This is a genomic window from Micromonospora sp. NPDC047074, from assembly GCF_040643815.1.
Lineage (GTDB): Bacteria > Actinomycetota > Actinomycetes > Mycobacteriales > Micromonosporaceae > Micromonospora.
The window spans coordinates 1-24447 of the sequence record NZ_JBEYVB010000052.1 but is presented as its reverse complement, the minus strand read 5'-3'; the positions used below and the strand labels follow the sequence as shown (position 1 = coordinate 24447).

Annotated in this window: 21 protein-coding genes; 14 read left to right on the top strand and 7 right to left on the bottom strand. The window is 72.6% G+C overall.

Annotated elements, in window-relative coordinates; translation table 11 throughout:
- Positions 1-148 precede the first annotated feature (148 nt).
- From ABZ809_RS32035 to ABZ809_RS31990, 10 genes are all read left to right on the top strand, one after another.
- The gene (locus tag ABZ809_RS32035; RefSeq protein ID WP_357566383.1) at positions 149-1204 is read left to right on the top strand and encodes a GDP-mannose 4,6-dehydratase; all 1056 of its coding nucleotides are present in this window, start codon (positions 149-151) and stop codon (positions 1202-1204) included.
- 197 nt (positions 1205-1401) lie between these two features.
- The gene (rfbA, locus tag ABZ809_RS32030) at positions 1402-2310 is read left to right on the top strand and encodes a glucose-1-phosphate thymidylyltransferase RfbA (protein ID WP_357566382.1); all 909 of its coding nucleotides are present in this window, start codon (positions 1402-1404) and stop codon (positions 2308-2310) included.
- The gene (locus ABZ809_RS32025; RefSeq protein WP_357566381.1) at positions 2307-2918 is read left to right on the top strand and encodes a dTDP-4-dehydrorhamnose 3,5-epimerase family protein; all 612 of its coding nucleotides are present in this window, start codon (positions 2307-2309) and stop codon (positions 2916-2918) included. The genes rfbA and ABZ809_RS32025 overlap by 4 nt, the downstream gene beginning before the upstream one ends.
- Positions 2919-3053: 135 nt before the next feature.
- On the top strand, positions 3054-3203 hold the full coding sequence (locus ABZ809_RS32020) for a hypothetical protein (RefSeq protein WP_357566380.1): 150 nt from the start codon (positions 3054-3056) through the stop codon (positions 3201-3203).
- Positions 3200-3739 (top strand): hypothetical protein, encoded by a 540-nt coding sequence (locus ABZ809_RS32015; protein WP_357566379.1) that lies wholly within the window; start codon positions 3200-3202, stop codon positions 3737-3739. The genes ABZ809_RS32020 and ABZ809_RS32015 overlap by 4 nt, the downstream gene beginning before the upstream one ends.
- Positions 3729-5240, top strand: a complete 1512-nt coding sequence (locus ABZ809_RS32010) for a glycosyltransferase (RefSeq protein WP_357566378.1) — start codon at positions 3729-3731, stop codon at positions 5238-5240. Before ABZ809_RS32015 ends, ABZ809_RS32010 begins: the two co-directional genes overlap by 11 nt.
- On the top strand, positions 5228-6088 hold the full coding sequence (locus tag ABZ809_RS32005; RefSeq protein WP_357566377.1) for a choice-of-anchor P family protein: 861 nt from the start codon (positions 5228-5230) through the stop codon (positions 6086-6088). The genes ABZ809_RS32010 and ABZ809_RS32005 overlap by 13 nt, the downstream gene beginning before the upstream one ends.
- 3 nt (positions 6089-6091) lie before the next feature.
- Positions 6092-7303: a UDP-N-acetylglucosamine 2-epimerase (non-hydrolyzing) gene (wecB, locus tag ABZ809_RS32000; protein WP_357566376.1), complete on the top strand. Its 1212-nt coding sequence runs from the start codon at positions 6092-6094 to the stop codon at positions 7301-7303.
- Between the two features lie 42 nt (positions 7304-7345).
- Positions 7346-8584: an acyltransferase gene (locus tag ABZ809_RS31995; protein WP_357566375.1), complete on the top strand. Its 1239-nt coding sequence runs from the start codon at positions 7346-7348 to the stop codon at positions 8582-8584.
- Positions 8585-8666: 82 nt separating this feature from the next.
- Positions 8667-9410, top strand: a complete 744-nt coding sequence (locus ABZ809_RS31990; protein ID WP_357566374.1) for a hypothetical protein — start codon at positions 8667-8669, stop codon at positions 9408-9410.
- Positions 9411-9481: 71 nt separating this feature from the next.
- Here the strand turns inward: ABZ809_RS31990 and ABZ809_RS31985 are convergent, their stop codons facing one another.
- From ABZ809_RS31985 to ABZ809_RS31960, 6 genes are all read right to left on the bottom strand, one after another.
- Positions 9482-11350 carry an ABC transporter ATP-binding protein gene (locus ABZ809_RS31985; RefSeq protein ID WP_357566373.1) on the bottom strand — a complete coding sequence of 623 codons (1869 nt, stop codon included), beginning with the start codon at positions 11348-11350 and terminating at the stop codon, positions 9482-9484.
- Positions 11347-13059, bottom strand: coding sequence for an ABC transporter ATP-binding protein (locus ABZ809_RS31980; protein ID WP_357566372.1), 1713 nt, complete (start codon positions 13057-13059; stop codon positions 11347-11349). The genes ABZ809_RS31985 and ABZ809_RS31980 overlap by 4 nt, the downstream gene beginning before the upstream one ends.
- 164 nt (positions 13060-13223) lie before the next feature.
- Positions 13224-14048: an ABC transporter ATP-binding protein gene (locus tag ABZ809_RS31975; protein WP_357566371.1), complete on the bottom strand. Its 825-nt coding sequence runs from the start codon at positions 14046-14048 to the stop codon at positions 13224-13226.
- Complete coding sequence (locus ABZ809_RS31970; protein WP_357566370.1) at positions 14045-15079, bottom strand: iron chelate uptake ABC transporter family permease subunit; 1035 nt, start codon at positions 15077-15079, stop codon at positions 14045-14047. The genes ABZ809_RS31975 and ABZ809_RS31970 overlap by 4 nt, the downstream gene beginning before the upstream one ends.
- Positions 15076-16119, bottom strand: coding sequence for an iron ABC transporter permease (locus tag ABZ809_RS31965; RefSeq protein ID WP_357566369.1), 1044 nt, complete (start codon positions 16117-16119; stop codon positions 15076-15078). The genes ABZ809_RS31970 and ABZ809_RS31965 overlap by 4 nt, the downstream gene beginning before the upstream one ends.
- Complete coding sequence (locus ABZ809_RS31960) at positions 16116-17147, bottom strand: iron-siderophore ABC transporter substrate-binding protein (RefSeq protein ID WP_357566368.1); 1032 nt, start codon at positions 17145-17147, stop codon at positions 16116-16118. Before ABZ809_RS31960 ends, ABZ809_RS31965 begins: the two co-directional genes overlap by 4 nt.
- A gap of 338 nt (positions 17148-17485) precedes the next feature.
- Here ABZ809_RS31960 and ABZ809_RS31955 point away from each other — a divergent pair, with 338 nt between their 5' ends.
- The 4 genes from ABZ809_RS31955 (at position 17486) to ABZ809_RS31940 (ending at position 23681) form a co-directional block, all read left to right on the top strand.
- Positions 17486-18283, top strand: coding sequence for a siderophore-interacting protein (locus tag ABZ809_RS31955; RefSeq protein WP_357566367.1), 798 nt, complete (start codon positions 17486-17488; stop codon positions 18281-18283).
- 374 nt (positions 18284-18657) lie between these two features.
- The gene (locus ABZ809_RS31950) at positions 18658-20394 is read left to right on the top strand and encodes a sulfatase-like hydrolase/transferase (protein ID WP_357566366.1); all 1737 of its coding nucleotides are present in this window, start codon (positions 18658-18660) and stop codon (positions 20392-20394) included.
- Positions 20391-21413, top strand: coding sequence for a formylglycine-generating enzyme family protein (locus ABZ809_RS31945; protein WP_357566365.1), 1023 nt, complete (start codon positions 20391-20393; stop codon positions 21411-21413). Before ABZ809_RS31950 ends, ABZ809_RS31945 begins: the two co-directional genes overlap by 4 nt.
- Positions 21414-21473: 60 nt before the next feature.
- Positions 21474-23681, top strand: a complete 2208-nt coding sequence (locus ABZ809_RS31940; protein WP_357566364.1) for a sulfatase-like hydrolase/transferase — start codon at positions 21474-21476, stop codon at positions 23679-23681.
- A gap of 33 nt (positions 23682-23714) precedes the next feature.
- Here the strand turns inward: ABZ809_RS31940 and ABZ809_RS31935 are convergent, their stop codons facing one another.
- Positions 23715-24269, bottom strand: coding sequence for a hypothetical protein (locus tag ABZ809_RS31935; RefSeq protein ID WP_357566363.1), 555 nt, complete (start codon positions 24267-24269; stop codon positions 23715-23717).
- Positions 24270-24447: the final 178 nt, after the last annotated feature.

Genomic DNA, 24447 nt, shown 5'->3' with positions numbered 1-24447 from the left:
TAGTGGCTAAAACAAACCTTTCTCGGGTGGGCAACCAAGCCCGATTCAGGCTTCTACATGCCAGAATGTCCTTAATTGATCGGTGGTTTGCGCCGCGTCGTGCACCGGCTGCCGCCACCGCAGACCACACCGTCGCGAGGAGTCCACGATGGAAGTGCCGCCGCTGATGCCCAAGCAGCCCCGACCGGGCAGCTCGGTGCCGGGCCGAGTGCTGGTGACCGGCGGAGCCGGCTTCATCGGCAGCAGCGTCGTCGCCCGCCTGATGCTGATGGGCAGCCACGTCCGGGTGCTCGACGACTTCTCCACCGGAAGCCTCGAAAACCTCACCGATGCCGCCTACGGCGGGCTCTCCCAGTCGGACATCATCGAGCACGACATCCGCACCGCCGAGGCGGTGGACGTGATTCACGACTGGGAACCCGAGGTCGTGGTGCACCTCGCGGCCCAGAGCAGCCTGCCCGCCGCGCTGGAGACGCCCCTCTTCGACGCCGACGTGAACATCTTCGGCACGATCAACGTGCTCGACGCGTGCGCCCGGGCCGGGGTGCGGCTGTTCGTCTACGCCGCGAGCAGCGCCGTCTACGGCACCGTGGCGCCGCACGCACTACCTGTCCGGGAGGACCATCCCCTGGCCGCGACCAGCCCGTACGGCATCAGCAAGGCCGTGGGAATCTGTTACCTCGACTGGTACCGGCGCCAGTACGGCCTCTCCTCCACGGTGCTGACCCTCGGCAACGTCTACGGCCCCGTCCGCGCCGACGGCACACCCGGCGTGGTGGCCCGGATGACCGAGGCACTGCTAACCGGCCACTCGCCGACGATCCACGGCGACGGGGAACAGACCCGCGACTTCGTCTACATCAGCGACGTCGTGGACGCCGTGGCGCGCGCCTGCCACCATCCCGGCATGGGTCTGGTCAACATCGCTACCGGCCGGCAGACCAGTGTGAACGACCTGTTCGAGACGATCCGCGCGACGGTCGATGTGGACATGGATCCCGAGTACGCGCCGCACCCCGGCAAGGGCGAGGTCCGCCGGATGGCGCTGGACAGCACCAAGGCGCTGAATCGGCTGGGCTGGCGCCCGACGATCGGTCTCACCGAGGGCATCCAGCTCACCGTACGTGAGGCTCGGCGACGCCGGACCGGCACACAGCGGACCTACCGGCCGCTCGATCCCGAGCCGGTCGGCACGGGCAGCTGAGCGCTCGTCGTCCGGCCCACGACGCTCGATGACGGCGCGGATGCCGCACCGTCGTCGGGCAACCACACCGTGACCGAGGCGCCGGGCAGCTCGGGGCGAGCATCGGACAACAGCACCCTCGATCGGGATCACCGAACTTTTCGGAAGACACGCACGGATCCGACCATCGAAAATGTTTCCCTCTCTACCATTTTCACATGCGGGGTGTACTACTGGCAGGCGGGAATGGCTCACGTCTACGGCCATTGACCCGAGCGCTCTCCAAGCAACTCATGCCGGTCTTCGACAAGCCGATGATCTACTATCCGCTCACCACGCTCATCATGGCGGGGATTCACGAAGTACTGATCATCACCACGCCTGAAAACGAAATACAGTTCCGTCGGCTGCTCGGCGACGGCGGCCAGTGGGGCATTCGGTTGCGGTACGCGACGCAACCGCGCCCCGGCGGCATCGCGCAGGCACTGCTGATCGCCGAGGACTTCCTCGCCGGCGAGCCCGTCGCCCTGGCGCTCGGCGACAACATCCTGCACGGGCCCGGGCTCGGCCGGCAACTGCGGGCGCACAGCGCCGTACGCGGCGCGCACGTGTTCGCATATCCGGTCGCCGATCCCACCGCCTACGGGGTCATCACTCTGGGCGACGACGGCCGGGCGCTCTCGATAGAGGAGAAGCCGCTCCGGCCACGATCCCGGTATGCCGTACCAGGGCTCTACTTCTACGACTCCTCCGCGGTAAAAATAGCTCGCGACCTGCGTCCGAGCGCTCGCGGTGAATTGGAGATAACGGCGGTCAACCAGGAGTACCTGAAGCGGGGGGAATTACACGTCTCGGCGCTCGGGCGCGGAACGGCGTGGCTCGACACCGGCACCTTCGCGGACCTGGTCCAGGCGTCGGAATACGTACGGGTCATCGAGGACCGCCAAGGTCAAAAAATCGGCTGCGTCGAGGAGGCCGCCTGGCGCGCCGGCCTCATCGACGACGAGCAGTTGCGCGCCCTGGCGGAACCACTGCTGGCGAGCGGATACGGCGACTACCTGGTCCGCCTGCTTCCCGGGGTCAGGCCCGTGCCCTCGTCCGGCATCGGCAGTGGGGAGACACGATGAAAATCCGCCCACTCTCCATCGAGGGCGCGTGGGAGATCACCCCGCAGCAGCACCACGACGCACGAGGCAGCTTCCTGGAGTGGATCCGGCTGGACCATCTGCAGACCGCCACCGGTCGGCCGGTGCGCTTCGGGCAGGGCAACCTGAGCACCTCGACCAGGGGCGTGCTCCGCGGCGTGCACTTCGCCGACGTGCCCCCCGGGCAGGCGAAGTACGTCTGTTGCGTCCGCGGACGCGTCTGGGACGTCGTCGTCGACCTCCGGGTCGGGTCGCCCACCTTCGGGCAGTGCGAGGGGATCGTCCTCGACGACGTCGACCGGCGGGCCGTCTATCTGGCGGAGGGGCTCGGGCACGGCTTCTGCGCCCTGTCCGACGAAGCCACGGTGATGTACCTGACCTCGACCACCTACCGGCCCGAGCGGGAACACGCCGTGCACGCTCTCGATCCCCGCCTTGCCATACCGTGGCCGGTGGCCGCACCACTGTTGTCGGCGCGGGACCAGGCGGCCCCCAGCTTTGACGAGCTGCTCACGCGCGGCGAACTGCCGCCTTACACCACCCGCCACCACTTCGGCGACCAGACGGCGGGCGATCAGCCCGCCGGGTAACCGGATCCGGCGTCGCGCCACGACGACAGCGAGCCACCCCTCCCACATTCGCCATCACGCCCCGAAAGTCCGTTTTTAACCGGTATGTTCCGTTTCGTTGCCGACGGGTGAGTTCCTACCGGAGGAGTGAGACGGATGTACGGGGTTCCGACCAAGGGGCCGTCGATAGGCGGCGGCCTCGCCGCGACCGGCGCCGCGGTGCAGTCATGGCTGCTCGTGGGGATCGGCCTGGTGGTGCTCGGCGCGTCGCTGTGGTTGGCCACCTTCATCGGCCGGACCCGATGAGCCGCCCCACCCTGCTGAGCTGGGTCCAGGCCGCCCTGGGCGCGCTCTGCGGCGTCGCCCTGGGCGCGCTCCTGTTGCGCCGTTGGCACGACGTGGCGGTCGCCGAGGCGTGGTTGAACGCGCGGTTGGTGTCGGCGACAGGGCTCGCCGACACCAACTCGGTCGGCGCGGCGGTGGTCTTCCGTCTCGACGAACGCTGGGTCGGATTCCTGGTGTCCACCGGCTGTTCCGTGGCCATGTTGCTGATCCCGCCGTTCGTCCTGGCCGCCCTGCTGGTCGGCTTCCGACGGGTGACCTTCCCCAGAGCGGTGACCGCCGTCGCGCTGGCGGTCGCCCTGCTGGTGACCATCAACCAGCTCCGCTTCGCCAGCGTCGTGCTGGCGATGCGGACATGGGGTTTCGAGGTGGGTTACCAGCGCAGCCACGTCCTGATCGGCTCCGCCATCAGCACTCTGGGACTCATCGCCGTCGCCATCCTCTTCCTCATGCTGGTGGGACGCAGGACCGTACGACGGAGGCCACGCGATGCCCGTTGAGATTCCCTCCCTGGCGGTGCTGAACACCGTGGCGTTCCTGCTCTGCGTCTCCTTCTGCGCCTACGTGCTGAGCATCCTGGTGCTGCATCTGCGTGACCGCCGGTCCCCCGGCGGGGACTACACGCGATTCGACTGGCACATCGTCGTGCCCTGCCGAAACGAGGCGGCCGTCATCGCCGGCACCCTGCACCGGCTCCTGCACGACATGCCGGAGGCGACCGTGTGGTGTGTGGACGACGCGTCCGACGACGGCACCGGCGCCATCCTCCACGCATTCGCCAGCGATCCCCGGGTGCGCATCGTCACTCGCCGGCTTCCCGAGGCGGTCCAGGGCAAGGGCGCGGCGCTGAACGCCGCCTGGCGGGCCATCAGGGCGTACCTGCCGGCGAACATCGACCTCGAGCGGACCATCGTCGGTGTCCTCGACGCGGACAGCTACCTGGACCCGCGGTGCCGGTCCGCCCTCGCCGGCCCCCGGTACTTCGGCTCACCGTCGGTCGCGGCCGTCCAGGTCGAGGTCCGAATGATCCAGTGTGCGCGGCACACGCCCGGCCTCAGCCGGCGGGAACGGCTACTCGTCCGGCTCCAGGACATGGAGTTCCGGGCCCCGATCGCGGCGATGCAGTCGCTGCGCCGCCAGACCCGCAGCGTCGCCATGGGCGGTAACGGCCAGTTCACCCGGCTGTCGCTGCTCGACCAGCTCGCCACCGAGCACGGCACCCCGTGGCACGGCGCGCTGCTGGAGGACTTCGAACTCGGACTGCACATCCTGCTCAACGGTGCGGGCACCGAATACTGCGGCGAGACGTGGGTGGCCCAGGAGGCGCTCACGGAAGTCAGGCCGCTGATCCGGCAGCGGGCCCGGTGGGCACAGGGCTCGATGCAGTGCGGCCGCTACCTGACTCCCGTGCTGAACTCCCGACGGGTCGGCAACGCCGCCACGCTGGAGATCGCGCACTTTCTCGCCGCCCCCTGGTGCCAGCTCGTCGGCACTCCGGTCTACCTCGGGTGCCTTGCGGTGCTCGGCTGGTACATCGACCACACGGCCGGCGGGATCGGCGCCTGGTGGTCCTCCGGTGGCTGGGGTCTCCCGCCGCTGGTCGCCATCTTCGGCATCGGCCCGTTCGCGGTCTGGGGGCTGGTCTACCGCAGCCGCTGCGAACCCCACCTGTCCCTACCCGCCGCGCTGGGGCTCGGCATCGGCCACTGGCTCTACAGCTATGTGCAGTCCGTCGCCGTCTGGGTCGCCCTCGGCCGGATGCTCGGCTCGCGGTCGGAGTGGCAGAAGACCGCCCGCGTCAACGCTCCCGTCCCCCCGGTGGGCTCCGCCGTCCGGGCCACCGGCACGCCCCGCCCCGGCCCGGAGCCCGGAAGGCGCACCACCGCCTCCGCGATCCGCGCGAGCATTCCCGTCCCACAGCCCATCACCCAGACCATCCCCACAGACCGCCCCCCAGTCAGCATCGTCGACAGGAAGAGAGCTCTCACATGCGCAAGCTAGGACCGGGCATCGCCCGGACGGCCGCCGTACTGGCCGGAGGACTGGCAATGGTCGTGGTGGCCGCGTCACCAGCCATGGCCGACACCTCCCAATCGACGGCCTCGGCCCTCCAGATCAATCTGGTGGGCGGTGGCCTGGCGAGTTCCGGCTCGGCAAGCGCCACCAACGACGGAACGACGGAGTCCATCTCCGGCAACACGAATCCGCCGCTGAGCGTGCTGGGCGGCCAGACCGTCATCACCGCGGGCGTTCTGGGCCAGGCCGTCCGGGCGTTCAACGACGGCACCTCCGCCGCCTGTGCCGGCGTGCTCGGCAGCGCGGGCGCGATCACGATCGGTGCCGGGGGCGTGTGCACCGCGACCCAGGGTTCCGAGGTCTCCCTCAACCTGGGCACGAACGGACTGGCCACGATAAGCCTGGTCGCCGACGCGGTGTACGCGTCCTGCACCGCGACGAGCAGCCCGTCGGCCACGGGCTCGGCCAGCCTGGTCAACGCCCGCATCGTGTCGACCCTGCTGGGGGTGTCGACGACCCTGCTCTCGCTGCCGGCGAATCCCGCCCCCAACACCGGTCTGAGCGTTGCGGGTCTGCTGAACCTGACCCTCAACGGCCAGTCCAGCCCCACCGCGGGGCAACTCAATGTCACCGCCCTCAGCCTGTCGGCGCTCGGCGGCACTCTGGCCGAGGTCACGATCGGGTCCGCCACCTGCGGTCCCAACGCCGTCGCCCCGCCCATTCCGGTGATCCCGCTCGCCGGGGCGCCGATCGCGCTCGGCCTCAGCGCGCTGGCCGCCAGCACCGGTGGCGTCCTGCTGCACCGCCGCCGCCGGGCCAGGAACAGGAGCTGACCGATGGGTCGTGGTGGAGCGGGCATTCCCGAGATCATGATGTTGGCGGGCACTCGGCCCGAGGGTGTCAAGATCGCACCACTGGTCCGCCTGCTCCACCACGACCCGCGTGTCACCACGTCGGTGGTCGACACCGGTCAGCAACCCGGCCGGGTGGACGAGGCGTTGGCTCCCTTCGGTCTGCGCGCCGACGTCACCCTCACGCTGGACCGCCGGTCAGGCCTGCTCGCCGAGCTGGCCGCCGGCCTGACCGGCGGCATCGAGCAGGTACTCACCCGGCACCGACCGGACGCGGTGGTGGTGCACGGTGACACCACCACCGCGCTCATCGGCGCCCTGGTCGCCTTCTGGAACGGCATCCCCGTGGTCCACCTCGAGGCGGGCCTACGGAGCCACGACCTCCGGCAGCCCTTTCCCGAGGAGGCGAACCGGTCGCTCGTGGCCCGGTGCGCCGCCCTGCACCTGGCCCCGACGCCGACCGCACGGAACAATCTGCTCAGCGAGGGCATACCCGCCGAGCAGGTGGTCGTGACCGGCAACACCGTGGTGGACGCGCTCCACATCCTGCTGCGGGAGGGGCTGGCCCGCACCCCGGCCTGGGTCGATCCACGCCGACGGCTGCTCGTGGCCACCGTGCACCGCCGGGAGAACTGGGGTGCGGGCATGGCGGACGTGCTTCGTGCCCTGGCCCGGATCGCCGGCGAACGGGACGACCTCGATCTGGCCCTCGTCACCCATCCGAACCCCCGGCTGGCCGACCAGGTGCGCGCCGCGCTCGGTCACGTGCCCAACGCGCGCCTCGTCCCGCCACTGCCCTACCCGGAGATGATCGGCCTGCTGCGCGCGTCCTGCCTGGTCGTCACCGATTCCGGCGGCCTCCAGGAGGAGGCGGCCAGCCTAGGCGTACCGGTCGTCGTGACCCGAGGCACCACGGAGCGGCCCGAGATCGTGCGACATCGGGCAGGCGAACTGGTCGGCACCGATCCCGGCCGGATCATGGAGGCGGTCGGCCGCCGTCTGGCGGAGCCGGCAGGATCCCCCGGTCAGTCGCCGTTCGGCGACGGCCGGGCCGGCCAGCGCTGCGTACGAGCCATCACGACCCTGTTGGGCCTCCCCCACGTCCTCACCCCGCGCGTACATCCGGCGGCATCGGTCCAGCCGCCGCCGGTGCCCGTGGTGGCCGCCTCGCCGCCGCTGTCGACACCGGCGTCCTGACGAACCAGCGAGTACGACCACCCGACCGACAAGGAGCCACCCGTGCCCGCCTCACGGTTCCCGCGTCACCCCCTGCCCCGTCTGGCAGATCGCTACTCGGCCCGGCACAACGCGTTCGGGCTGATCCGCGTCGCGCTGGCGCTCGGCGTGATCGTCGCCCACGCCTGGCCGTTGGGCTTCGGCCGCCCCGCCCCGGGGCACGCCCTCTCGTCCGGGCAGAGCGACCTCGGCGCCCTCGCGCTCTACGGCTTCTTCCTCATCTCCGGGTTCCTCATCACCGACAGCGCGCTCCGATCATCACTGCGGCAGTTCGCGTGGGCGCGCCTGCTGCGTGTCTTTCCCGGCCTGTGGGTGTGCCTACTGGTCACCGCATTCGTCCTCGCCCCGTTCGTCGCGCTCGTCGAGCGCGGCACACTCGACGGTTTCTGGGCCCACCCGGCCGGGCCGCTCGACTACGTCACGACGAACTGGTTCGCCTCGATGGAGCAGTTCACGATCTCCGGGCTGCTCGCCGACACGCCCTTCGGCCGACTCGGCGGCGGGCCCAGCGCGTTCGACGGCTCACTCTGGACCCTCCGCTACGACCTCGCGTTCTACGGTGTCGTGGGTGTTCTGATCGCCACGACGGTGCTCCACCGGGCGCCTCGGGCGGTGCTCGTGCTCACCGGCATCTGCTACCTGCTGATCCTGCGCGACCTCGTCACCGCACCCGACTGGACGAGCCGGCCACCGGCGCGGGGCGCCATCGGGCCGTTCCCGCTGGTCGGGTCGTTCGCCGCGGACTGGACGCTCTACCTCGGTTTTCTCTTCCTGCTGGGGGCGGTGGCGCGGCTCTACTCCCACCGGGTCCCGCTGGACGGTCGGCTGGCCGTGGCGGCCGCGCTGGCGGCGGCCGGTTCCCTGCGGTGGGGCGGCTTCATCGCGATCGGCCTGCCCGCGTTCGCCTACCTGCTGCTCTACCTCGCGGTCGCGGCCCCTCAACGGCTCGCCCGTCTCGCCCGCCGTCACGACTACACGTACGGCCTGTACATCTACGCCTTCCCGGTGCAGCAGATCGTCGCGCTCCTGGGCGGCGCGCGCTACGGCACCGTCGCCTACATCCTGCTCAGCGTGCTCGGAACGCTCCTGTTCGCCGTGCCGTCGTGGCACCTCGTGGAGAAACAGGCCATGCGGTGGAAGGCCGGCCGCTCCGCCGGCGGGCGGCACCAGCGCCGCCATGTCGACCGCCCGCAGGACGACCGGATCAGGGCTCACCACCAGCCGTCCACCGTGCCCCGTTGACCGTTGCCGGGCCCGGACGGCCGGGATTCGGCTCCGGCGCGACCGGGTAATGGCCGTCCTGGCGACGCGAGGAGGTCGGCAGGTGACCAGGTCCGGACGGACGGGAAGACGGCGGGCGGTCGCCTGCGCACTCGTACTGACCCTGGCGGTCGCTGGCTGTGGCCGCGACGGCGTGCTCTCCCGCGGCCCGGCGGCGGACGGCGCCGACCGGCTGACGGCGCACACCGCCACCGCCGACCGGGGCGACCTCCGGGCGGCCACCTTCGTGCTGCCCGACGGCGCGGACACCGTCCGGCTGCGGTCGGCCGACCTCGGTGACGCGCTGTACCGGGTGACCACGCCGACGGGAGCGCGGGTCCGGCCCGCCGTCACCATGGGCGACGGCTCCGTGCGGGCGGGGCTGGCGGCCACCGCCGGCGCCGGTCCCGCGCTCGTGGAGGTCGCCCTGCACGAAGCGGTGCGCTGGCGCATCCAGTTGAGCGGTGGGGCCCGCGAGAAGCTCCTCGACCTGCGCGGCGGCCGGCTGGACGAGGTCGAGTTCAGCGCGGGCACCGACCGGGCGGAGATCACCCTGCCACCGGCCGCCGGCACCGTACGGGTGTCGATGAGCGGGGGCGCCAGCCGCTTCCTGGTGCACCTCGCCGGTGACGCGCCGGTGCGGGTGCGGGCCAACAGCGGAGCCGGCACCGTGACCGTGGACGGCGTCACCCGCACCGGCGTGGCCGGCGGCACCACCGTCACACCGGCCGGCTGGGCGGGAGCCGAGGACCGGTACGACATCGACGCCGTCGCCGGCGTCTCGGAGCTGGTCGTCGACCGGGCGTGACCCGGCACTGTCCGCTGCCGGTGGCCGCGCGCCCTCCGTCCCGAGCCGCCCGCCGCCGGGTCGTCGAACCGTCACCGGGAGGCGGTGGCCGACTCCTCGCCCGCGCGGCTCTTCGGGGCCACGGGACCGGGCCTGCTCCAGGAACGCCACAGGCGGCTGTACCCGCCCCCGGCCGCCAGCAGTTGGTCGTGCGTACCCTGCTCGACGACGCGCCCGTGCTCCAGCACGACGATCCGGTCCGCGGTCGCCGCCTGGCTGAGGCGGTGGGCGACGATCAGCGTGGTGCGGCCCTCGGTGGCCGCCACGGCGGCGCGGTCGAGGTCGCGCGCGCCCGCGCTGCCGGCCTCCGCGGTGGCCTCGTCGAGGATCGCGACGGCGGGGTCGGCGAGGACGAGCCGCGCCAGGGCGAGCTGCTGGGCCTGGGCGGCGGTGAGCTGCCGCCCGCCCTCCCCCACGCTCGTGTCGAGGCCGTCGGGCAGGGCACGGAGCCAGTCGGTGACGCCGACGAGGTCGAGAGCGGCGGTCAGCTCGGCGTCGGTGGCGGCCGGAGCGGCGAGGCGCAGGTCGTCGCCGAGCGTCCCGGCGAAGACGTGCACCTCCTGGCTGACCAGGGCGATCTCGCGGCGGACCCGGTGCTCCCCCAACTGTGCCAGCGGCACGCCGCGCAGGCGCACCGCGCCGTCGGCGGGCGCGATGGTTCCGGCGGCGATGCCGGCGAGCGTGCTCTTGCCCGCTCCGCTGGCTCCGACGAGAGCGACGCGTTCCCCGGGTGCGACATGGAGGGTGACGTCCTCCAGCACGACCGGTCCGTCGTCGTAGCGGTGCCGGGCGACGACCACCTCCAGCCCCGCCGGCTCAGGCTCGCCCGGCGCCGCCGTTCCGGGCCGTCCCTGCCGGGCGGGCCCGGAGCCGTCGGGAGACGCGGAGTCGGGCAGCGAGGTCACGCCGACGAGCCGGGCGAGGCTCGCCCCGGCCCGCATGATGGGGTCGGACTGGAACAGCAGCAGGCCGATCGGGTTGAAGAGGCGGTGGAAGTAGAGCGCGGCGGTGGTGGCCGCGCCGACGGTGACCAGGCCGTCGCGCACCAGCAGGAAGCCGGCGAGCAGCACGGCCGCGAGCCCCACGAACTCCGACCGGTTCACCCGCAACCCGAATCGCGTGTGCAGATTGAAGATCTCCAACGACAGGTCGCGGGCCAGGGCGGAACGGTCGGCGATCTGGGCGACGTGGGCGTCCTCCAGCCGGTACGCGCGTACGGTCGCCGCACCGCGAAGTGCGCCGGCCATCGCCTGTGCCCGCTCGCCGGTCGCCACCCGCTGGCGCGCGTAGTACGGCACCGACCGCCTCAGATACCAGCGCAGCGCCAACGCGTAGGCCGGGGCCGCGGCCAACCCGGCGAGGCCGAGCCGCCAGTCGAGGGCGAAGAGCCCCACCGCCGTCAACACGATGGACAGCAGCGCGCCGAGGAAGGCGGGACCGCTGGTGGTGATCACATTCGTCACCACGGCCACGTCGTCGCCGGCCCGGGCCACCAGGTCCCCGGTCCCGGCCCGCTCCAGCGTGGCCGACGGTAGGTGCAGGGCACGGTCGAGGACCCGTTCCCGCAGCCGCGCCAGCACGGTCTCGCCGAGGCGCGCGGAGACCGTGGCACCGACCGCGGTGAGGAGTCCGGCGAGCACGGCGGCGCCCGCGATCACCCCCGCCCACGCCACGATCCGGGACGTGCCGGACCCGGCGATGACGTCGTCGACGAGGCGGCCGAGGACCCATGGGGCGACGAGCCCGGTCCCGGCGGCGGCGACCAGCAACGTGCCGGCACCGGCGCTGAGCCCGGGCAGTCGGGCGAACTCGGCGCGGAGCGCGGCCCAGGTCTGCCGGGCCGTGGCCGTCGGCAGCAGCTGCCGGGGTCGCACGCCTGCTGTGGTCGGCCCGTCGGTCACCGCAGGACCTCCTCCCGGTAGCGGGCGTCGCTGGCGAGCAACTGCTCGTGGGTGCCCTCCGCGATGACCCGCCCGCGGTCGATCACGGCCACCCGGTGCGTGATCCGCAGCAGGGTCGGGCTGTTGGTGATCAGCACCGTGCCACGGGCCGCCGCCGCACGGGCCGCGGCCAGCCCGTCGGCGAGGTGCACCTCGGTCACCGTGTCGACCGCGGTGGTGGGGTTGTGCAGCACCAGCACCGGCGGATCGGCGACGAGTGCCCTGGCCAGCCCGATGCGCTGTCGCTGCCCGCCGGACAGGTTCGCCCCCCGCTCGGTGAGCAGGCGGTCGATACCGTGCGGGTGCGCGGCGAGCACGTCCTCGGCCGCCGCGGCACGCACCGCGGCGCGCAGGACCGCCTCGTCGACGCCGGCACCGGCGGCGAGGTTGGCGCGCAGCGTCCCTTCGAACAGGGCCACGTCGTGCTGTTCGACCAGGAGGGTGCGCCGTACGGCGTCGATGTCCCACTCCTCGGCGGGCACGCCGTCGATGCGCAGCGTGCCCCGGTAGTCCTCCCTGGGCACCCGGCCGGCCAGCAGCGCGACCAGCGCCTCGGCGTCGCCCGGATCGTAGGCGAGCACGCCCAGCACCTCACCGGCGCCGACCCGCAGGCACACCCCGTCGAGTCCGGCGTACCCGACCGCGTCGAGGGTGAGCCGCGACGGGTCCGGGGCGGGCGCCCCGGCGTCACCCGGCCGGACGAGCGGCGCGGCACCGAGCACCCGGGCGACCCGCGCCGCGGAGGCGCGGGCGATGGCGAACAGCTGTACGGAGTAGCCGAGCGTCTGCACGGGTTCGGCGATGAACTGGGCCAGCCCGACGACGGCGACGAGCTCGCCGATGGTGAGCCGGCCCTCCAGCGCGAGCCAGCCGGCGACACCGGCGACCACCGCGAGGAAGAGGCCGTTCACGGTGGTGGTGAGCCCGAGGTGCAGGCCCTTGGTGGTGGCGGCGCGCAGGGTGACGTCGAGGGCGTGGCGGCTGGCGACCGCGTACCGGCGTGCGGCGTGGTCCTGCGCGCCGATGCCGCGCAACACCCGCAGGCCGGACACGAGGTCCACGGCGAGCGCGGTAGTGCCGGCGAGGGCTTCCTGCTGGGACGCGCTGCGCCGGGTGAGCAGCGGCGCCATCCGGTGCAGGGCGACGACCACCAAGGGCACGCCGAGGAGCACCCCGAGCCCGAGCGGAACGTCGACGACGAGCAACGCCACGGCCGAGACGACGATGGCGGTGAGCGCGGCGGCGCTGAGCCCGGCGACCCGCACGACGACCGCGGACAACTCGGCGTCGGAGGCGGTGACCGCCAGCAGCTCCCCGTCGCGCATGCCCGACCGCTGCCCGCGCGGGTCGAGCGCCCTGCCGGCGATCTCCACCCGTACGAGGTGTGCCTCCTGTTCCACGGCGGCGAACGCCAGCCGGGCGCCGGTCCGGTAGGCGAAGGCGAGGACGGTGAACAGCGCGGCGAGACCGGCGAGCGAGAGCAGCAACGCGCGCGTGTCCCCGGTGGCCACCGCGCGGTCGATGGTCACGCCGATCACCACCGGGACGAGGGCTTCGGTGGCCTGGTGCGTGCAGAGCAGCGCGACGCCGGCCACCACGCGACCGCGCTGGCGGCGCAGGGCGCGACGGAGCACCGTCGTACCGCTGATCTCGTCGCCTGCCACGAGCATCAGAGACCAGCGGAAACGAAGGAGAATGTGTACACGAGCCGCGACCTCCCAGCGATCACGGGCCAGGTTAGCCTGGCCTAATTCTTAACGGCGACAGGGCCGGCGGTTCCGCGCCCGGCTAGCGGACGGTCGACCACCCGAGACGGCCGATACCCGACGAGGCGTCAGGTGCCGAGCCCGGGGTCCGGGCGCGTCGTGTAGTGGCGGCCGATCGGCAGCATCAGCGGCTTCTCCGACGTCGGATCGACGATGATCTGGCTTTCCAGGCCGAACACGGCACGGACGCACTCCCGCGTCAGGACCTGTGCCGGTTCGCCCGCGGCGTGCAGCCTGCCGGCGGCCAGCGCGATGAGGTGGTCCGCGTACCGGGCGGCGAGGTTGAGGTCGTGCAGCACCATGACGATCGTCGTCCCGCGCCTCAGGTTGAGGTCGGTGAGCAGGTCGAGGACCTCGATCTGGTGGCTGACGTCGAGGAACGTCGTCGGTTCGTCGAGCAGCAGCAGGTCCGTCTGCTGGGCCAGGGCCATCGCGATCCAGACCCGTTGCCGCTGGCCGCCGGAGAGTTCGTCGACCGGACGGTCGGCCAGGTCCGCCGTCTGCGTCGCGTCCAGCGCCGCCGCCACGGCGACGTCGTCCTCCCTGCTCCACCGGGAGAACACGCGCTGGTGCGGGTTGCGGCCACGACCGACCAGGTCGGCCACGGTGATCCCCTCGGGCGCCGTCGGCGACTGGGGAAGCAGGCCGAGGGTACGGGCCAGTTGCCTGGCCGGCATCCGGTGCACCTGCTTGCCGTCGAGCAGGACGTGGCCCGCGCGGGGTGCCAGCAGGCGCGACATCGACCGCAGCAGGGTCGATTTGCCGCACGCGTTCGCGCCGACGATCGCCGTGATCTTCCCGGGGGGCACGACGAGGTCGAGCGACTCTATGACGACACGGTCGGAGTAGCCGACCGTCAGAGCCTCGACCGCGAGCGAATGGGTGGTGGTCACAGCGAGCCTCCCGCGCGGTTCGTCCGGATGAGCAGGTAGATGAGGTAGGGGGCACCGAGCACGCCGGTGACCACGCCCACGGGGTAGCGCGTGTCGAAGGCGAACTGGCCGGCGAAGTCGGCGACGAGCACCAGGAGGGCGCCCACCAGCGCGGAGGGCAGCAGCAGCGAGCCGGCCGGCCCGACGATCCGGGCGGCGATCGGCCCGGAGAGGAACGCGACGAAGGCGATCGGCCCGGTCGCCGCGGTGGCGAAGGCGATGAGACCGACCGCCGCCACGATGACCAGGAGCCGGGTGCGTTCGAGGCGGACCCCGAGCGCCGCCGCGGTGTCGTCGCCCAGCTGCATCATGGAGAGGTTGCGGGCCTGGCCCAGCAGCACCGGAGCCAGGACGGCCACGGCGACGGCCACCGGGATGGTCTCCTCCCAGGTCGTGCCGTTGAGGCTGCCGGTCAGCCAGCGCAGCGCCTCCTGCAGGTCCCACTCGGCGGCCTGGGTGAGGACGTACGCGGTGACGCTGTCGAGCATGGCGGCGATGCCGATGCCGATCAGGACGAGCCGGGTGCCGGCGACGCCGTCCTTGAACGACAGGGTGTAGACGACAAGTGCCACCGCCAGCCCGACGACGATCGCGAAGGCGGACACCCCCGCCTCGCCGAGGTGCAGCGTCACGATCGCGAACGCGGCGGCGGCGCTCGCCCCGGAGCTGATGCCGATGATGTCGGGGCTGGCGAGCGGGTTGCGCAGCATCGTCTGGAAGGTGACGCCGCCGATCCCGAAGCAGGCCCCGGCCAGGATCGCGAGGACGGCCCGCGGCAGGCGGAGCGTGCCCACCGCGAAGGAGGCCCCTGGCACGTCCTCGCCGGCGATGACCGCCAGGACGTCCGCCGGTGGATAGAAGGTGCGTCCCACCATCAACGAGACGGCGAACATGGCGACGACCAGGACGGCGAGTACGACGAGCACGGCGCGGCGCCGGTACGTGCGGCGGACCCGGCCGTGGGTGACCGCCTCGAGAGTCGTCGTGCTCACAGCTCGCGCACCTTCTGCCGGCGGACGATGTAGATGAAGAACGGGGCGCCGACCAGGGCCGTCACGATGCCCACGTCGATCTCCGCCGGGCGGGCCACCACCCGGCCGACGACGTCCGCGGCGGTCAGCAGGGACGCGCCGAGCAGCGCGGAGAACGGCAGCAGCCACCGGTGGTCCAGCCCGACCAGCAGGCGGCACACGTGCGGGACGACCAGGCCGACGAACGCGATGGGCCCGGCGACCGCCGTGGCGGCGCCGCACAGCAGCACGGCGCCGAACGCCGCGACGCCCCGCACCACGGCGACCCGCTCGCCGAGCCCCGCCGCGAGTTCGTCGCCGAGCGCGAGCGAGTTCAGGGCCCGGGCCGACAGGAGGCAGATCACGAAACCCACGACGAGGAAGGGCAGGGCGTGCCGGATGCTGTCGTAGCTCGCGCCGCCGACCCCGCCGATCTGCCACGACCGGAAGTTGCCGGCCACGTCGTTGCGGGGCAGCACGAAGGCGCTGATCAACGACGCGAGCGCGGCGGACGTGGCGGCGCCCGCGAGCGCGAGCTTGAGCGGCGTCGCACCGCCGCGCCCCAGGGAGCCGACGGCGTACACGAAGACAGCCGCGAGGCTGGCGCCGAGGATCGCCACCCAGAGGTAGCTGGTCGGCGTGGAGAGGCCGAACATGACCATTCCGGTGACCACGGCCAGCGAGGCCCCCATGTTCACGCCCAGGATGCCGGGGTCGGCCAGCGGGTTGCGGGTCACGCCCTGCATGACCGCCCCGGCCATGCCGAGCGCCGCGCCGACGACCACGGCGAGCAGCGTGCGCGGGATCCGTTTCGTGACGGCGGCCTGTTCCATGGTCCCGTCCGCGCCCTGGAACGCGGCGACGATGTCGGACCAGCCGACGTTGCGGGAGCCCAGCGCGACCGATGCCACCATGAACGCCAGCAGCGCCGCCACCGCGACGAGGAACCACAGCAGACGCACCCGTGCCGGACGCCGCACCACGGCGACGTCCGGCAGGGCAGCCGGGTCGAGCGTGGTCATGACACCTTGTCGGCGGCCTTGGCGAGCATCGCGACGTAGTCGTTCAGCACGAACGGGATGGCCAGCGGGGTCGGGTTCGCCGCGGTGCCCAGCGGCGTGGTGCCCGAGAGCATGACCACCGAGCCGCGCTTGATCGCCGGGATCTTCGACAGCAGCGGGTCGGCCTGCGCGGCGGCGAGCAGCTTCTCGTCGCCGTACGCGACGATGACGTCCACGTCGTCGAAGACCTGGATCTGCTCGGCGCTCTGGTCCAGCGTGAACTTGTCGGTGCCGGCGGAGAGCTTGGCGATGCTGGCCGGGACCGTCATCCCGAGGTCTGCGAAGAACTGGGCCCGGGTGTCGTGCGTCGTGTAGAAGCCGATCTTGCTTAGGTCGGTCGGGTCGACGTGCGTCATGAACATCGCCGACTTCCCCGCCAGCTGCGGGTGCTTGCCGGCGGCGTCGGCCATCTGCTTCTCGATGTCGGCGATCAGCGCGTCGCCCTCCTTGGCGAGGCCGAGCGCCTGGCTCTCGAGCTTGATGGTGTCGCGCCACGCCGTGGCCCAGGGCGCCTTCGGGTAGGCGACGACCGGGGCGATCTTGCTGAGGGTGTCGTAGTCCTGCTGGGTCAGGCCCGAGTACGCGGCCAGGATGACGTCGGGCTGGGTGTCCGCGACCGCCTCGAAGTTGATGCCGTCGTTCTCGTCGAACAGCACCGGCGCTGTCCCGCCGAGTGCCTCGAGCTTCTCGGCGACCCACGGCAGTACGCCGTCGTTGTCGTCGTCGCCGAAGTTGGCCTTCGCCATCCCCACGGGGACGATGCCGAGCGCCAGTGGAACCTCGTGGTTCGCCCAGGCCACGGTCGCGACCCGCTGCGGCTTCTCCTTGATGGTCGTCGTGCCGAACGCGTGCGTGATCGTGACCGGGAACGCCGCGGAGCTGTTGCCGCCGGCGGGGGCGTCCTCAGCCTCTGAGGAGCCACCACAGGCGGCGAGTGCCAACGTCGCGGCCAGTGCGACGGCCCCGGCCAGGAAGCGGTTTGCGCGCATAGAACTAACACTCCATAAGTAAGGGGAGGCTAAGCTAACATGCGCTCCGTAATCTCGATCTACCGCGCCCCGGCCGGAGATGACCCCTCACACACCCCTTTACCTGGGGCAACCGGGGCGACACGCTGGCCGCACCTCCGGAGGCAATCACGCACAGTAATCGCCGATGGATCCACAGCGGACACGGCAGCCGAGGCGGGGACGCCGAGGAGCCTCCGCACGCGCACGCCGATTCCCGGCGCTCGATGGGACGGGGCAGAAGTTCCACCGAAGTCAGGCCAGGCTAACCTAACTCGCGGAGCACAGGGGTGGCTCACGGGCCCGGAAGGAGCGACACCATGACTGTCGGCACCATTGCGGTCGATGCCGGGATCATCAGGCGCCCGATGCTCGCCGAGGTCGTCGCCAACCGGCCACTCACTCCCCACCTGCGGCGCATCACCCTGACCGGCGCCGAGATCGACCGCTTCGGCTACGACGGGCCGGACCACCTGGTGCGGATCTTCCTCGCGCCCGCGCCCGGCGCCGAACTGCACCTGCCGGACTCCGCGCAGTGGTGGCCCGCCCTGAAGGCCATGCCGGAGGAGTTGCGGCCGGTGGTCCGCAACTACACCGTCCGACGCCTGGACGTCGCGCGGCGCGAGATGGACATCGACTTCGTGCTGCACGGCGACGGCGGGCCGGCCTCCGCCTGGGCGCTCACCGCCGCGCCCGGCGACCGGATCGGCGTGTTCAGCGACGGCGCCTCATACGCCCCGCCCGCCGACACCGACTGGCAACTGCTCGTCGGCGACGAGACGGCCCTGCCGGCGATCACCGCCGTCCTGGAGGCGCTGCCTGCGCACACCCGGGCAATCGCGCTGATCGAGGTGGGTTCCGCGGAAGACGAGATCGAGGTACGCACGCCGGCCGGCGCCACGCTGACCTGGCTGCACCGCGGCGACACCCCGGCCGGCGGCAGTGACGTGGTGATCCGCGCGCTGCGGGAACTGGCGTTGCCGGCCGGCACACCGTACGCCTTCGTCGCCGGCGAGTCCGCCATGGTCACGACCGTCCGCCGGCACCTGTGCACCGAACGCGGCATCGCCAAGGAGCGCGTCTACTTCGGCGGCTACTGGAAGCTCACCGCGCACTGATTCGGGCCGCGGCCGGCACGACCACGGTCGGCCACGAGCACGGCCGGCCACGACCACGCTCCGTTCGACCTCACCGACGCGCGGGACCAGCAGCGTGACGCAGGTCCCATATCCTCGCCGCACAATTCCCTAGTAATCTGATAGGCATGATAGGGAGTTGGCCGGCGCGACGCCGCCCGTCGTTCCACTGCGGAACCTCGGGGCGGTCGGGGGCCGCGACGGCTGGGCGCGTACCGCGATGTCGCGGCACACGAGCCAGGGCGCGGTGAGCCGGCGCGCCGTCGACCACCTCCCCCCGTTCCGACCCCAGTGACGAGGGCCCTGAATCGTGGGATTCGGGTCGCTCGATCGACCACTCGAAGGGACCGCCCCCGATGTCATCGTTCGCCCTGAGACTGGGCGCAGCCGCTGCCACCGCCACCCTGGGCTGCACCGCTCTCGCCGCCACCGGAACCGCCGCCGCGCCGACCGGCCCCCCGGCCGCCCCGTCCCGCCCCGGGCAGCCGAACATCGTGTTCGTGCTCGCCGACGACCTGGGGTGGGCCGACGTCAGCACCGGCCGCACGAACAAGGGGTCGGGCAGCGGCTACCACGCGACCCGCACCGTCGACCGCCTCGCCGCCGAGGGCATCGCCTTCGACAACGCCTACGGCGGCCCCAACTGCGTACCGACCCGGGCCGCCCTCCTCACCGGGCTCTACGCACCCCGCCCCACGAACAACCTCTACCTGGTCGGCGACCTCGACCGCGGCGGCGACGACACCCTGCTGGACGGCCCGCCGCAGGGCCTCCCGGACGGCGACGACGCGCTGCCGGGCGAGGCATACACCGTCGGCGAGGCGCTGCGGGACGCCGGCTACGCGACCGGGTACGTCGGCAAGTTCCACGTGACCAGGACCGCCGAGCAGATCACGACCGACTTCGGGTTCGAGGAGAACCTGGGCGGCTCGAACTCGGGACACGCCAGCCAGTACCACGCCATCGACGGGAATTTCAACAACAGCGTCGCCCCGGCCCTGGACAGGTTCGCGGCCGACTACACCCAGCAGTACGTCGACCAGAACATCAAGCCGCACTCCCACGGCGTCGCCGAGCCGACCCTGGACGCCCTCGTCGGCACCGACAAGCACGTGACCGACGCGGTGACGGACGCGACCATCGACTTCATCGACCGCCACAAGCAACAGCCGTTCTTCACCTGGCTCAGCAACTACGCCGTGCACACGCCGATCGGCGACAAGCAGGCACGCGCCGACCTGCTCACGAAGTACCAGGCCAAGCCGGCCGTGCCCGGGCACCCGGCGGACGCGTCGTACGCCGCGCTGCTGGAGGGCCTCGACCAGGGGTTGGCCCGCATCGTGGCCCATCTCGAGACCACGCCGGACCCCCGCAACCCGGGGCACCCGTTGGCGGACAACACCATCGTGGTCTTCACCTCCGACAACGGCGGCACCCCGAACGCCGACAACGGCTGGCTCAGCGGCTACAAGGGTGAACTGCGCGAGGGCGGGCTGCGGGTGCCGGCCGTCGTGTGGAGTGGCAACGAGCGCCTGGTCGACGGCGGCGTGATCGACTCGACGCCGATCCACGCGGTCGACTACCTGCCGACGTTCGCACGGCTGGCCGGCGCCGACCTGCCCAGGGGCCTGCGCCCCGACGGCGTGGACCTCAGCGGGATCTGGCGCAACCGCAACGCCGAGCAGGGCGCGCGCCCCCTCTTCTGGCACCTGCCCGGATACCTGGTCTCCGGCGTGCGCAACCAGCACCCGGAGACGATGATCCGGTCGGGCCCGTGGAAGCTCAGTTACGACTACGAGACCCGCGACTGGGACCTCTACCACCTGGACAGCGACATCGGTGAGACCACCGACCTGGCCACGACGTACCCGAACGTCACCCGGCGGCTCGGCGACCGGCTGCTGCGCTGGCTCGACGACGTCGACGCCCCGCTGGCGACCCTGCGCGCGGGCAAGGCCCCGATCACCGTCACCTTTCAGGGCACGGCGTACGCCGACGGAAAGCTCACCCGTTACGGCGCGCCGACGCGGCTGACGTTCCAGCCGGGCGACGAGGTGCCGGCGCTGCTGCCCACAGCGGCCGCCCTGCGATGACCTCCGCGCATCGCCACGGCACCGCCGCCGCCAGCACACCGAGCTGCTGCGCACCCGGTTCCCTGGGTCCGGCGGCGGCGACCGGCGGGCTGCTCCAGATCGGCCGCCGGCCACGGCAGCCCGATCCGGCTCCCCGGGAGGCTGGCCGGGCGCGCTCCACGCGCGGCCAGCTCAGCCTCCCCGGGGGGAGCTTCGCCATGGGCGACGCCCACGGTGAGGGCTACCCGGGCGACGGCGAGGGGCCCGTGCACGAGGTCACCGTCAGCGCCTTCACCATCGACGCCACGACGGTCAGCAACGCCGCCTTCGCGACCTTCGTCAAGGCCACCGGCCACGTCACCGAGGCCGAGGCGCTCGGCGTCTCCGCGGTCTTCCACCTTCAACTGAGGGCCGAACGTGCCGACGTCCTCGGCGCCGCCACCGGCACCCCCTGGTGGCTCGTGGTCCGGGGCGCCGACTGGCGCCACCCGTACGGGCCCGCCTCCTCGATCACCGACCGCCAGAACCACCCGGTGGTCCAGGTGTCCTGGAACGACGCCCGCGCGTACGCCGACTGGGCGGGCAAGCGCCTGCCCACCGAGGCCGAGTGGGAGTACGCCGCCCGGGGCGGCCTCGACGGGGCGAGGTTCCCCTGGGGCGACGACCTGCTCCCGCGCGGCCGGTGGAACTGCAACATCTGGCAGGGCGACTTCCCCCGGCGGAACACCGCCGACGACGGCTTCGTCGGCACCGCACCCGTCAAGCAGTACGCCCCCAACGCCTACGGCCTCTACAACACCGTCGGAAACGTGTGGGAGTGGTGCGCGGACTGGTTCGCCCCCGACACCTACGCCCGGCGCGCCGGCAGCCGGGTCGTCGACCCCCAGGGGCCGGCGGAACCGGACGCCGCCGGCCGACGCGTGATGCGTGGCGGCTCCTTCCTGTGCCACGACTCCTACTGCTACCGGTACCGGGTCGCGGCCCGCTCCGGGAACACCCCTGACTCAGCGGCGTCCAACGTCGGCTTCCGCTGCGCCTGAGACGCCCCGCCCGCGTCGTCCACTCCCCCGACAGCGGGCCCTGACCCCGGAGGCCACTCCATGATCACCCGTCGTCAACTCCTCGCCGGCACCGCCGCCGGCCTCGGAGCCGCAGCGCTCCCGTCCGTCGCCACCGCCGAGCCGAGGACCACCGGGCGGCCCCGGCCGAACATCGTCCTCGTGCTCGCCGACGACCTGGGCTACGGCGAACTCGGCGCGTACGGGCAGCGCACCATCGCGACGCCGCGCCTGGACCGGCTCGCCGCCGAAGGGCTGCGTTTCACCGACGCCTACTCCGCCGCGGCCGTCTGCGCGCCCTCCCGCTCGGCGCTGCTGACCGGCCTGCACGCCGGCCACGGGCCGGTGCGCAACAACCCCGGGGGCGACCCCGACTCGATCGCCTTCCGCGACGGTGACACCACCTTCGCCGAGGTGCTGCGCGCCCGGGGCTACCGCACGGGGCTGTTCGGCAAGTGGGGCTTCGGTCCCGAGCGCGGCGACCAGCCGAGCCACCCCAACGCCCGGGGGTTCGACGAGTTCCTCGGCTACATCACGCACGGCCACGCGCACGACTACCACCCGTCGTACCTGTGGCAGAACGGGGAGCGGCTCGAACTGCCCGGGAACGCCGGGTCCGGCACGACCACCTTCGCCCCAGACCTCTTCCACGCCCGGGCGCTCGACTTCATCCGGGCCCACCGCGCCGAGCCGTTCCTGCTCGTGGTCACCCCGAACCTGCCCCACTCCCCGAGCGACGTGCCCAGCCAGGAGCCGTACGCCGACGAGGACTGGCCCTCGGCTGACCGGGGCCACGCGGCCCAGGTCACCCGTATCGACACGTACGTCGGTGAGCTTGTCGACGAACTCGCCGCGCAGGGCCTGCTGGAGTCCACGGTGGTCCTGGTCACCAGCGACAACGGCCCGCACGAGGAGGGCGGCTTCGACCCGGACCGGTTCGACGCGAACGGTCCCCTCACCGGCTACAAGCGCAACCTGCACGAGGGCGGGGTGCGGGTCCCGTTGATCGCCTGGGGCCCGGGCCGGATCCGACCCGGGGTGACCGACCGGGTGACCCAGCAGACCGATCTGCTGCCCACCCTCGCCGACCTCGCCGGCGTTCCCGGACCGCGCGACATCGACGGCCGGTCGTTCGGCTCGCTGCTCAGGCCGCGCCCCACGGCCGCCGCCGCGCAGCCGTACCTCTACTTCTGGCGGCTCGACAACGGCAACACCCGGCGGGCCCGCGCCGTCGACGGTGACCGCCTGCAGCGGGCGGCCGAGGCGGTGCGCGAAGGCGACTGGAAGGTGATCCGTTGGGCGCCGGGCAGGGACCGGACCGTCCCGGACGACCAGTGGCAGGTCGAGCTGTACGACCTCGCCCACGACGTCGGCGAGACGACCGACCTGGCGGCCACCCACCCCGAGGTGGCGACCCGGCTGGTGGGGCTCCTGCGGCAGTCCTGGGCCGACGAGGTCACGCGCGAGGGCTACGGCGTCACGCTCGACACCCCGGACCTGCTGCTCCCCGGCGTCACGTACACGATCACCGCCACCCTCGCGAACGGCTCGGCGGTGCCCTGGACGGGCGCCCGGCTGGTGCTCTCCGCACCGCCGGAGTGGACCGTCGAGCCGGCGTCCAGCCGAGGGCTCGGCCGCCTCGCCCCCGGCACCCGGGTGAGCACCACCTGGCGGGTCCGGGTGCCCGCGCAGGCCACGACGACGCGGTGGCCGCTGGCCGTACGGGGTCATGCCGTCGCCCGCGACGCGCCGCTCACCTTCCGCGCCGAGCGCCGCTTCACCCCACCGCCACCTCCGCCGACCACCGACTCGTACCTGAGCGACCTGCCCTGGATCACCGCCGTCAACGGCTGGGGCCCGGTGGAGCTGGACACCAGCAACGGCAGGCAGGCCGCCGGGGACGGCACCCCGATCTCCTTCGGCGGCACCGTCCACGCCAGGGGCCTCGGTGTCCACTCCCACTCCGAGGTCACCTACCACCTAGGCGGCCGGGCCACCCGGTTCACCTCCCTTGTGGGGATCGACGACTTCAGCGCCCGGCAGAGCGCGCGGGGCAACACGATCGCCGAGGTGTGGGCCGACGACCGGCTCGTGCACAGCAGCGGTGTGCTGCGGGCGTCCACCGGGCCCGAACCGGTGGACGTCGACGTCCGGGGCGCCCGGCTGCTGCGCCTGGTCGTACGGGCCGCCGACTCCGGCAACGGCTTCAACCACACGTCGTGGGCGGACGCCTTCGTCCGGCTGGCCTGACCGGCCGGCGGGAGGCGGCCCCTCCCGCCCCGCTCAGGTTTCGGGGGTGGGTGGCCCGGTCGGCGGCAGCGGCAGCTCCACGGCGGCCGCCTCCCCCACCCGCACCGAGGAGTGCGCCGGCGGCAGCCTGTCGGCGCGCGGCGCGCGGCTGTGCAGCAAGCCCCGGCCGGCCGGGTCCGACCGTCTGCTCACCTCGCAGGTCACCATCCTGATCGGCGGGGGTGGCGCGGTCAGCCGGCCGGCCCCCCAGCGCACCCACAGCGCGATCCGCCCCGCGTCGGCCTCGGCGAGCAGCTTCTCCCAGGTGCGGCGGCGCGTACCGTGGTCGACCTCGACGACGACCGGCGGCCCGTCCGGGCGGGCGCAGGCCACGTCGAGCACCGACTGCCGGGCGGACATCGGCGGCGGCAACGGCAGCACGCTGGACGCCCGCCGGTAGACCCGCCAGCCCCGCTCCCCCGCCCAGTCGACCACCGCGTCGATCAGCCGGGCGGTGACCTGGTCCGTGGTCAGGTCGAGGAAGGTGACCGTGTCGAGCCGGTCGGCCAACGAGGCCGCCAACCCCTCCGCCTCCCCACCGACCGTCACCGCCGCAGGGTAACCGCGCGACCGGCGGCCCGCACCGCCGGGTCAGCAACAGAAATGGCGCGGGAGGGACCACGCGGCCGGGGGGCGGGGGGGGGGGGGGGCGCCCCCGCGCCGGGGGGGGCGGGGGGGGTGGGCGGGTTATGGAGAGGGGGGGGCCTGAGAGGTGGGTGATGTGGTG

What these genes read in the sequence shown, in the direction of transcription:
- ABZ809_RS32010 (WP_357566378.1), top strand. Translation starts at nt 3,729, where the DNA reads ATGCCCGTTGAGATTCCCTCCCTGGCGGTGCTGAACACCGTGGCGTTC.
- ABZ809_RS32025 (WP_357566381.1), top strand. Translation starts at nt 2,307, where the DNA reads ATGAAAATCCGCCCACTCTCCATCGAGGGCGCGTGGGAGATCACCCCG.
- ABZ809_RS31950 (WP_357566366.1), top strand. Translation starts at nt 18,658, where the DNA reads ATGTCATCGTTCGCCCTGAGACTGGGCGCAGCCGCTGCCACCGCCACC.
- ABZ809_RS32020 (WP_357566380.1), top strand. Translation starts at nt 3,054, where the DNA reads ATGTACGGGGTTCCGACCAAGGGGCCGTCGATAGGCGGCGGCCTCGCC.
- ABZ809_RS32005 (WP_357566377.1), top strand. Translation starts at nt 5,228, where the DNA reads ATGCGCAAGCTAGGACCGGGCATCGCCCGGACGGCCGCCGTACTGGCC.
- ABZ809_RS31960 (WP_357566368.1), bottom strand. Translation starts at nt 17,147, where the DNA reads ATGCGCGCAAACCGCTTCCTGGCCGGGGCCGTCGCACTGGCCGCGACG.
- ABZ809_RS31965 (WP_357566369.1), bottom strand. Translation starts at nt 16,119, where the DNA reads ATGACCACGCTCGACCCGGCTGCCCTGCCGGACGTCGCCGTGGTGCGG.
- ABZ809_RS32015 (WP_357566379.1), top strand. Translation starts at nt 3,200, where the DNA reads ATGAGCCGCCCCACCCTGCTGAGCTGGGTCCAGGCCGCCCTGGGCGCG.
- ABZ809_RS31980 (WP_357566372.1), bottom strand. Translation starts at nt 13,059, where the DNA reads ATGCTCGTGGCAGGCGACGAGATCAGCGGTACGACGGTGCTCCGTCGC.
- ABZ809_RS31955 (WP_357566367.1), top strand. Translation starts at nt 17,486, where the DNA reads ATGACTGTCGGCACCATTGCGGTCGATGCCGGGATCATCAGGCGCCCG.
- wecB (WP_357566376.1), top strand. Translation starts at nt 6,092, where the DNA reads ATGGGTCGTGGTGGAGCGGGCATTCCCGAGATCATGATGTTGGCGGGC.
- ABZ809_RS32035 (WP_357566383.1), top strand. Translation starts at nt 149, where the DNA reads ATGGAAGTGCCGCCGCTGATGCCCAAGCAGCCCCGACCGGGCAGCTCG.
- ABZ809_RS31940 (WP_357566364.1), top strand. Translation starts at nt 21,474, where the DNA reads ATGATCACCCGTCGTCAACTCCTCGCCGGCACCGCCGCCGGCCTCGGA.
- rfbA (WP_357566382.1), top strand. Translation starts at nt 1,402, where the DNA reads ATGCGGGGTGTACTACTGGCAGGCGGGAATGGCTCACGTCTACGGCCA.
- ABZ809_RS31945 (WP_357566365.1), top strand. Translation starts at nt 20,391, where the DNA reads ATGACCTCCGCGCATCGCCACGGCACCGCCGCCGCCAGCACACCGAGC.